Source organism: Streptococcus sp. 9.1 (genome assembly GCF_016648815.1).
GTDB lineage: Bacteria > Bacillota > Bacilli > Lactobacillales > Streptococcaceae > Streptococcus > Streptococcus salivarius_E.
In genome coordinates this window covers 19,664-28,504 of record NZ_JACLQS010000021.1, presented here as the reverse complement: position 1 = coordinate 28,504, position 8,841 = coordinate 19,664, and the positions used below count along the sequence as shown (strand labels likewise).

Sequence of the window (8,841 nt, the reverse complement as noted above, 5' to 3'; positions counted from 1 at the left end):
CTTCATAAGTCAATTTCATAATAAAAACACCCCAAAAGTTAGATTTTTTCTGTCTAACTTTTGGGGTGCAGTTCAGTGAGCCCTTTTTCCTTTATGTCAATTTTTCTTTCAAATATTGTCCTGTGTAGCTTTCCGGAACGGCTGCTACCTCTTCTGGAGTCCCTGTAGCAACGATAGTACCTCCACCGACACCGCCTTCAGGACCCAAATCGATGATATGGTCTGCGGTCTTGATAACATCCAGATTGTGCTCAATCACGAGAACAGTGTTGCCATCATCCGCAAAACGCTGAAGCACCTTCAAAAGACGAGCAATGTCATCCGTATGGAGACCCGTCGTCGGTTCATCCAGAATGTAGAAGGACTTCCCAGTAGAGCGTTTGTGCAACTCACTAGCCAGTTTCATACGTTGAGCCTCACCACCTGATAAGGTTGTTGCTGGTTGTCCCAGAGTCACATACCCGAGCCCCACGTCCTTGATTGTCTGCACCTTACGAGCAATCTTAGGGATAGCCGCAAAGAAGTCAACTGCGTCATCAACTGTCATATCCAGAATTTCAGCAATATTTTTCCCCTTATAACGAACTTCTAAGGTCTCAGAATTATAGCGTGTGCCATGGCAAACCTCACAAGGGACATAGACGTCAGGCAAGAAATGCATCTCAATCTTGATAATACCATCACCAGAGCAGGCTTCACAACGGCCGCCCTTGACATTGAAAGAGAAACGTCCCTTCTTGTAACCGCGAATCTTGGCCTCATTGGTTTGGGCAAACAGATCACGAATATCGTCAAAGACGCCCGTATAAGTCGCTGGATTAGAACGAGGTGTACGCCCAATTGGACTTTGGTCAATATCAATCAAACGCTCGATATACTCGATTCCTGTCACTGATTTGTGTTTACCAGGTTTCTCACTATTTCGATTAAGCTCTTGGGCAATCTTTTTCTTGAGAATTCCGTTAACCAAAGTCGATTTTCCCGAACCAGAAACACCAGTGACTGCAATCAACTTTCCAAGTGGAAACTTGACAGATACATTCTTAAGGTTATTTTCACTAGCACCTTTAACCTCGATAAAACGACCATTACCTACACGACGTTCCTGAGGAACAGGAATTGATTTTGCACCTGACAGATATTGCCCGGTGATTGAATTCTTGTTCTTAGCAACTTCCTCTGGGGTTCCTAAGGCCATGATTTGACCACCAAAAGCACCAGCACCAGGTCCCACATCAATAAGCCAGTCAGCCTCACGCATAGTATCTTCATCATGCTCCACCACAATCAGGGTATTGCCCAAGTCACGCATCTTTTTAAGACTTGATATCAAGCGATCATTGTCACGCTGATGAAGCCCAATAGAAGGCTCATCCAAAACATATAGGACTCCAGAAAGGTTAGAGCCAATCTGTGTCGCCAAACGGATACGCTGACTCTCACCCCCAGAAAGGGTTCCGGCCATACGAGAGAGGGTCAAATAATTAAGACCTACATTATTAAGGAAAGTCAAGCGATCCTTGATTTCCTTAACAATTGGACGAGCGATCACTCCTTCATTTTCACCTAATTCCAGGCTATCAATTTCCTGAAGATGATCTGAAATAGACAAATCAGAGATTTGACCAATATTTAGGCCATTCTCACCACCAACACGAACCGAGAGAGCTGCTTCATTAAGACGATAGCCATGACAAGTTGGACATGACAACTCATTCATATAACCTCGCATGACATTGCGAGTGAAATCACTATTGGTCTCGTGGTAGCGACGATTAATATTAGTCACAACCCCTTCAAAAGGAATGTCAATATCACGCACCCCACCAAAATCATTAACATAATGGAAGTGGAATTCGCGGTCCTCAGATCCATAGAGGATCAAATCCTGTTCTTCTTTTTTCAGATTTTCAAATGGTGTATCCATATCCACGCCGAACTGCTCCATGGCCTGCTCAAGCATAGCTGGATAATAGTTGGATGATATAGGATTCCAAGGCGCCAGAGCACCCTCACGCAAGGTTTTACTAGCATCAGGGATAACCAAATCCATATCAACTTCCAGTTTATTACCCAAACCATCACAGGTCGGACAAGAGCCAAACGGTGCATTGAATGAAAAGAGACGGGGCTCCAACTCTGGCACTGTGAAGCCACAAACCGGACAAGAATAATGCTCTGAGTAAAGCAACTCATTATCATCCATAGTATCCACAATCAAGTAACCATCTGCTAAACGAAGGGCCGCCTCCACCGAATCAAAGAGACGACTACGGATACCCTCCTTATTTACCAAGCGGTCTACAACCACTTCGATATTATGCATCTTAGACTTGGACAACTCTGGCACTTCTGTGACATCGTAAATCTCACCATCTACACGAACACGAACATAACCGTCTTTCTGTACACGCTCAAAAACAGCCTTGTGTTGCCCTTTCCTACGACGAACAATTGGTGCCAAAATTTGCATACGTGTACGCTCTGGAAGGGCTAGAACCTCGTCAACAATCTGTTCCACAGAGGACGACTGAATGGCTCCATGACCATTAGGACAATAGGGGACACCCACACGCGCATAAAGGAGACGAAGATAGTCATTAATCTCCGTTGCCGTCCCGACCGTCGAACGAGGGTTTTTGCTTGTTGTTTTCTGATCAATGGAGATGGCAGGACTCAAACCATCAATCGAGTCCACATCAGGTTTCTCCATATTACCCAAAAACTGACGGGCATAAGCCGAGAGACTTTCAACATAACGACGTTGCCCCTCTGCATAGATGGTATCAAAGGCCAAGGAAGACTTCCCAGAACCTGACAAACCCGTAACCACTACCAGTTTATCACGTGGAATCTCCACATCGATATTTTTTAAATTGTGAGCTCTTGCTCCATGAATCACTAACTTATCTTGCATATTTTAAGAGACCCTAACCCAGAAGCTACGGCCACTCCTTTCTACAGACGGAGGGAAAATCCATCCCGACTTTCTCTCATATTATAACAAAATTTCAATTTATCCAGCCCAAAAATGTTTCAAATGTAGTATAATATTGGAGTGTCTAAAAAAGGCAAGGAACATCGTCCCAAGCCTCATTTGACAGCACTAAAATAGCTAAGAGCAGTGTTTATTGGACTTAAAAGCGATTGTAAAAATCCTTTTGTAATCAAGGCGCTAGCGCTTACCTAATGACAAAGGAGGGGTTCCCATTGAAACAAATGTTCTTATCCACCGGAAAAGAATTCAAAGAAATTGAAACATTCGAGCCTGGTGCTTGGATTCATTTGGTGAACCCTTCCCAAGAAGAAGCCATGAAGGTCGCAGAACGTTTTAACATTGATATTCAAGACCTCCGTGCCCCTCTGGACGTGGAAGAAACATCACGTATCGATGTCGAAGATGACTACACCCTGATTCTGGTCGACGTCCCAACCCAAGAAGAGCGTAATAACAAAAGCTACTACGTCACTATTCCATTGGGTATCATCGTTACCGATGAGGTGGTTGTTACAACCTGTCTCGAGGACATCAGCCTCATGGACAACTTCCTCAACCACCGTGTACGTAACTTCTACACCTTTATGAAGACCCGTTTTGTCTTTCAGATTCTCTATCGCAATGCTCAACTCTTCCTAACCGCCCTACGTTCTATCGACCGTCAGAGCGATAAATTGGAAGCTCAGTTGGAAAATGCGACTAAAAACGAGCACTTGATTGACATGATGGAATTGGAAAAATCCATTGTCTATCTAAAAGCCTCACTTAAGATGAATGAGCGAATTGTCAAAAAGCTAACAGGTAACGCCTCTAGCTTGAAGAAATATATCGAGGACGAGGATCTCTTGGAAGATACACTGGTCGAAACCCAACAGGCCATTGAGATGGCAGGTATCTATGAAAATGTCTTGAATGCCATGGCTGAAACCTCTGCTTCTATCATCGGCAACAACCAGAACACTATCATGAAGACACTCGCTCTCATGACTATGGCTCTGGACATCCCAACCGTTATCTTCTCCGCCTACGGTATGAACTTTAAAAACAATTCTATGCCTCTAAACGATTTAGATAACGCCTTTTGGGTCATCTTCTTCATGGCAGCCTTCGGGTCATCCTGCGTTGTTATCTACTTTATCAGGAAAAAATGGTTCTAACATAGAGCCTCTTCTTTTCCCTAAACTACAAAACTAAAAAAATAATACTATTTATCGAAAGGTCATCTCATGGACATCCAAAAACTCACCAAGAAAAACCAAGAATTTATCCACATCGCAACTAACCAACTCATCAAAGATGGTAAATCAGACCAAGAAATCAAAGACATTCTTGGCAATGTCATTCCTGAACTTATCGAAAATCAAAAAAAAGGAATTACAGGACGTGGACTCCTTGGTGCTCCAACTGTTTGGGCTGCTAGTTTCTCTCCTGAAAAACACCATAAACCTGAAACTGGTAAGCCTAACAAAGAAGTGCCAGAAACAGATAAAACACCTTGGAAGATGTGGCTTGATACCTCACTCTTCCTTCTAGCCATCGTTGCTATCATGAACGCAATCTTTGGTTTCTCAGGTACACAAACTAGCTACGGTCTCACAACCCTTCTTTCAGTGTCATTCATTGGAGGCCTTGCTATGTATACCCCTTATCACTACATCTACCGTCACAATAACAAACCAAAAGAAGAACGTCCAAAATGGTGGTTCAGCATGACCGTCATCACACTCTCTTTTATTGCATGGTTTGCTCTCTTTAGTCTTACAGCCCTTCTTCCAAGCTACCTTAACCCTGGTCTTTCACCAATTGTGATCCTTATCATTGGTGTCATCGCTGGTGTTGCCAAATACTTCTTCAAACGTCACTACAACGTTCAAAGTACTTACGCACCTGCATCTTAATCATTCTCAACCTCAAGCACCTTTATGGGTGCTTTTTTACGTCAGAAATCTTGACACAGTTGGCTATTCTATACTAAAATGTTAAAGTTAATAGACAAAAGAAAGAATTCCAATAGATGCGTATCAAATTCCCTCTACTAATCATTGCTTGCTGCCTACTACTTATGGCTTGTGGCCACAAGAATACTCAGAAAAACTATCAAGCTTACTATAGTTTTAACAATGTGACGACTTCTACTCAGGAAAAACAGCTAGCAAAAGCCTTAAAAAGCAAGGGCATTCCGACAAAAGACTGGGACAATCTAGCCCCTTATATTAGTCGTTACAATCAGGAAAATACAAACCTCCAACCTGTTGTCAAAAAATGGACTCAAAGTAAAATCGGCAAGGATCAAAATCAATTCGTCACCTTCCTTAATGAAAAAACTTTCGAAGATAACAAATCACATTTTACTGATGACTTAAACTGCCGACGAACATCGTTCCTCCTTCTTCATGATCTTATCACAAGTTCAGAGGACCTCACCAAATTAGACCTCCCCCTTCAAAATGAATTTATAGATCTTAAGTCACGCCACAAAGATCTAACTGCCAAAGATCAAGCTCTCTATAGTCTCCTCTTTGGGGATAATATCAGCTATCAGTCTACGGATGACCTCCTTAAAGCTTGGAAAAAAGCTGGACTCAAGTTTCCAGAAAAGGTTAAACTCCTCTCAGTCTTTCAAAATAGCCCTGGTGATGTCAGCAATTTCCACACGGCTATAGCTTACGAAAAAAACAGCAGTATCTATGTCTTTGAAAAACAGGACCCTACACTTCCTTACAGGTGGAATCGCTTCAACAATTGGGCAGACATCAAAACACACTGGTTATCCAACCGCTTCAAGGTCTTCAAAGACAATGTCGATATCCTCGTTAACGACCAAAAATTTGATGATTTCTTAGAAAACACACTCTATATACCACAAAACAACCAACTAGCTCCTCAAGACGAATGAGAAGGCCAGTTGGTTGTTCTTTTTCCCTAAAGTATAAAATAAAACTCAGCACACAAGCCTAAAAAGAAAAAAGCCCACAAAATCTAGGCAGAAAAAAACACCCTCTGTCGAGGGTATTATTTTTAGTCTTCGTTTACGTAAGGCATAAGTGCCATAACGCGAGCGCGTTTAATCGCTGTTGTTACTTTACGTTGGTTTTTAGCTGAAGTTCCTGTTACACGACGTGGAAGAATTTTACCACGTTCTGAAACGAAACGGCTAAGAAGCTCAGTATCTTTGTAATCAACATATTCGATTTTGTTAGCTGCGATGTAATCAACTTTTTTACGGCGTTTGAATCCGCCACGACGTTGTTGAGCCATGTTTATTTCTCCTTTATATATTTAATTCGTTTTGTCCATTCTTAGAATGGGAGATCGTCATCTGAAATATCCATTGGATTTGAATTACCAAATGGACTCTCATCACGACCGAAGTTTGGTGTAGATTGCGCAGGTTGTGATCCACCAAATGAACCACCAGTTGAAGCTCCACCACCGAATGAATTTGAATTATCAAATCCTCCAGCGTTGTAAGAACCACCACTGTGACCTTCACGTGCCGCACGGCTTTCCAACATTTGGAAATTATCAGCGACAACTTCAGTTACGTAAACACGTTGACCTTGTTGATTTTCATAGTTACGAGTCTGAATACGACCTGTAATTCCAATCAATGCGCCTTTCTTAGCCCAGTTAGCCAAATTTTCAGCTTGCTGGCGCCAGATAACACAGTTAATAAAGTCTGTTTCACGTTCACCATTAGCACCCTTGAAGTTACGGTTAACCGCAAGGCTGAATGTTGCAACAGCAACGTTACTTGGTGTATAACGAAGTTCCGCATCACGGGTCATGCGACCAACGAGTACGACATTATTAATCATAATTTACCTTCTTACGCGTCAAGTTTAACGATCATGTGACGAAGAATGTCACCGTTGATTTTTGAAAGACGGTCGAACTCGTTAAGAGCTGCATCGTCGTTTGCTTCAACGTTAACAACGTGGTAAAGTCCTTCACGGAAATCTTGGATTTCGTATGCAAGACGACGTTTTTCCCAATCTTTTGATTCAACAACAGTTGCACCGTTGTCAGTCAAGATAGAATCGAAACGTGCTACCAAAGCGTTTTTAGCTTCTTCTTCAATGTTTGGACGAATGATATAAAGAATTTCGTATTTAGCCATTGATATTTTCCTCCTCTTTTGGTCTAATGACTCATGGTCTTTCGCCACGAGTAAGTGAGGTGCACTCACAAGATATAATTCTACCAAAGTTTGAAGGATAATGCAAGGGAAAAGTGAATAGATAGAAATTTGAATCGCTAAGAGAAAAATTAAGCCTTATGAGTCGTCTTTTCTCCGGCCAAACTTCATGCTAAAATAAGAGAATGCTTTATCATAAAAAGAAATTAGGAGAAAAACTAGGGCTTCCAACCTTTAACCACTACTATAATATTCCTATTACTTCCCTAGAATATGATTTAAAAAACTTAGGTCCGAGTGACGTCTACATTATCACTTTCAAACAGGACAATAACCTCTTTGTTGTTGACATAACACATCAGCTTGGTCATACCAGTCATTTTGATACCGTCTCCCTCTTTGAACTAGACAAGCTCTTATCTGGTATCGCTGCTGTTCCTTTAGCCGCTGTCCAAAACATACAAATCTTGTCCTTTCCAGACAAGTTACACTCTCTGAACCCTAGTCAACGTCTAAAAAATCTCGTTGCTCTTTACTACAAGGATGCAGAAATCATGCGTTACTTCAAGACGACTAAAAATACCGGTGATCAGGTGACAAGATATCAATTAGATGCTGAACGACTAGAAAGACAAGGTAAGAGTTTTGACTTCTTCAAGTACGTCAGCCGTGGCAAAATACGAGAAGAAGACGGTCTATCGGAAGTGTCTAGCAAGGACTACGACTTCATTCCTGATTTTCACCCCTTCTTAACCTCACCAAGAAGCCAGCAGGTTTTAAGCGTACCAGTAACCTACTTTGATGACAAAACGAAATAGACCGCCAAAATAGACATCATGGGGTGGTATATCAAGGACCAGCAACTTAAGATTCGTTGGAAACCCAAATACATGCGCAAACGTCGATGGCGCTCATCACGTATCTCAGTTGATATCGTGACCGACAACTACTTCTTCCAAGGACAAATCTATAGAGACAGTAGTGCCCCCATATTTCTGAACAACCTAAACTTCGATAGTAAAATTCCTAAGAGTTTCCTACCGCATCTTAAAAATCAATACCAAATCTTTATGACTCTAGTAAAAGAACAAAAAAGGCTTGCTCTCCTACGGAAGGTTCGGTTGAACAAAAAGGACTAAGAGTCTCTCACTAAAATCCACTAATATTCAACATATCAAAAAGCTCATTCTTACACGCTAGAATGAGCTTTTAAGATTCTTCAATTGTCATTAGAACATCCTTTTGGAATTTTGTAAAAAATATTTTCATAAGGAGGAGTCATTGTGTGTCTCCATTTTTATACCTAGCAATCATAGATTACCTCCATCAACTTACAAACAACTTTCAAGCATTGTAAAATTTCTATTACATCGGTATCACTCCCTAAGCTATTTTATGCAATAACTTGAAGTGTCTCCATTTTTATAACGTCCTAAATTCATCATCATAGTAATCACCTCTGATTCATATGATTTGAGACCTATCTCCCCATTGACCACTCAATGAGGTTTACTTGTCGCCGTTCTTATAACGACTTACATCAAACATCAACATAAGCGTCACCTCGGTACTTTGTTACAAGATTTAAGCATTTAACTTTTGTCGATAGATTACTCATTTGGCATGGGTATCACTCCTTAAGCTATTTTACGCAACAGCTTAAGTGTCTCCATTTTTATACCTACTAACATTTCTCATGAGCTTT

The 8,841-nt window shown here is 41.4% G+C and carries 8 protein-coding genes; 4 read left to right on the top strand and 4 right to left on the bottom strand.

Annotated elements, in window-relative coordinates:
• Positions 1 to 91: 91 nt before the first annotated feature.
• Positions 92 to 2,917 (bottom strand): excinuclease ABC subunit UvrA, encoded by a 2,826-nt coding sequence (gene uvrA / locus H7T93_RS09425; protein ID WP_201041921.1) that lies wholly within the window; start codon positions 2,915 to 2,917, stop codon positions 92 to 94.
• 293 nt (positions 2,918 to 3,210) lie between these two features.
• Here uvrA and H7T93_RS09420 point away from each other — a divergent pair, with 293 nt between their 5' ends.
• The 3 genes from H7T93_RS09420 to H7T93_RS09410 all read left to right on the top strand — a co-directional run bounded on the left by H7T93_RS09420 (position 3,211) and on the right by H7T93_RS09410 (position 5,894).
• On the top strand, positions 3,211 to 4,155 hold the full coding sequence (locus H7T93_RS09420) for a magnesium transporter CorA family protein (protein WP_021143614.1): 945 nt from the start codon (positions 3,211 to 3,213) through the stop codon (positions 4,153 to 4,155).
• Positions 4,156 to 4,224: 69 nt separating this feature from the next.
• Positions 4,225 to 4,896, top strand: coding sequence for a DUF1129 domain-containing protein (locus H7T93_RS09415; RefSeq protein WP_014635046.1), 672 nt, complete (start codon positions 4,225 to 4,227; stop codon positions 4,894 to 4,896).
• Positions 4,897 to 5,012: 116 nt separating this feature from the next.
• Complete coding sequence (locus tag H7T93_RS09410) at positions 5,013 to 5,894, top strand: DUF4300 family protein (protein ID WP_037620143.1); 882 nt, start codon at positions 5,013 to 5,015, stop codon at positions 5,892 to 5,894.
• Between the two features lie 122 nt (positions 5,895 to 6,016).
• Here H7T93_RS09410 and rpsR read toward each other — a convergent pair whose 3' ends face one another.
• Genes rpsR through rpsF form a run of 3 tightly spaced genes read right to left on the bottom strand, consistent with a single transcriptional unit; the run spans position 6,017 to position 7,118 of the window.
• Positions 6,017 to 6,256: a 30S ribosomal protein S18 gene (gene rpsR, locus H7T93_RS09405; protein WP_000068665.1), complete on the bottom strand. Its 240-nt coding sequence runs from the start codon at positions 6,254 to 6,256 to the stop codon at positions 6,017 to 6,019.
• A gap of 41 nt (positions 6,257 to 6,297) precedes the next feature.
• Positions 6,298 to 6,816, bottom strand: a complete 519-nt coding sequence (locus H7T93_RS09400) for a single-stranded DNA-binding protein (RefSeq protein ID WP_002891844.1) — start codon at positions 6,814 to 6,816, stop codon at positions 6,298 to 6,300.
• Positions 6,817 to 6,827: 11 nt separating this feature from the next.
• On the bottom strand, positions 6,828 to 7,118 hold the full coding sequence (gene rpsF, locus H7T93_RS09395) for a 30S ribosomal protein S6 (RefSeq protein ID WP_003093185.1): 291 nt from the start codon (positions 7,116 to 7,118) through the stop codon (positions 6,828 to 6,830).
• 203 nt (positions 7,119 to 7,321) lie between these two features.
• On the opposite strand from rpsF, the gene H7T93_RS09390 reads away from it, so the two are divergent.
• Complete coding sequence (locus H7T93_RS09390; protein ID WP_230310597.1) at positions 7,322 to 7,954, top strand: hypothetical protein; 633 nt, start codon at positions 7,322 to 7,324, stop codon at positions 7,952 to 7,954.
• Positions 7,955 to 8,841: the final 887 nt, after the last annotated feature.

Coding starts and splice junctions, on each gene's coding strand:
- uvrA (WP_201041921.1), bottom strand. CDS start 2,917: ATGCAAGATAAGTTAGTGATTCATGGAGCAAGAGCTCACAATTTAAAA.
- H7T93_RS09415 (WP_014635046.1), top strand. CDS start 4,225: ATGGACATCCAAAAACTCACCAAGAAAAACCAAGAATTTATCCACATC.
- H7T93_RS09410 (WP_037620143.1), top strand. CDS start 5,013: ATGCGTATCAAATTCCCTCTACTAATCATTGCTTGCTGCCTACTACTT.
- rpsR (WP_000068665.1), bottom strand. CDS start 6,256: ATGGCTCAACAACGTCGTGGCGGATTCAAACGCCGTAAAAAAGTTGAT.
- H7T93_RS09400 (WP_002891844.1), bottom strand. CDS start 6,816: ATGATTAATAATGTCGTACTCGTTGGTCGCATGACCCGTGATGCGGAA.
- rpsF (WP_003093185.1), bottom strand. CDS start 7,118: ATGGCTAAATACGAAATTCTTTATATCATTCGTCCAAACATTGAAGAA.
- H7T93_RS09390 (WP_230310597.1), top strand. CDS start 7,322: ATGCTTTATCATAAAAAGAAATTAGGAGAAAAACTAGGGCTTCCAACC.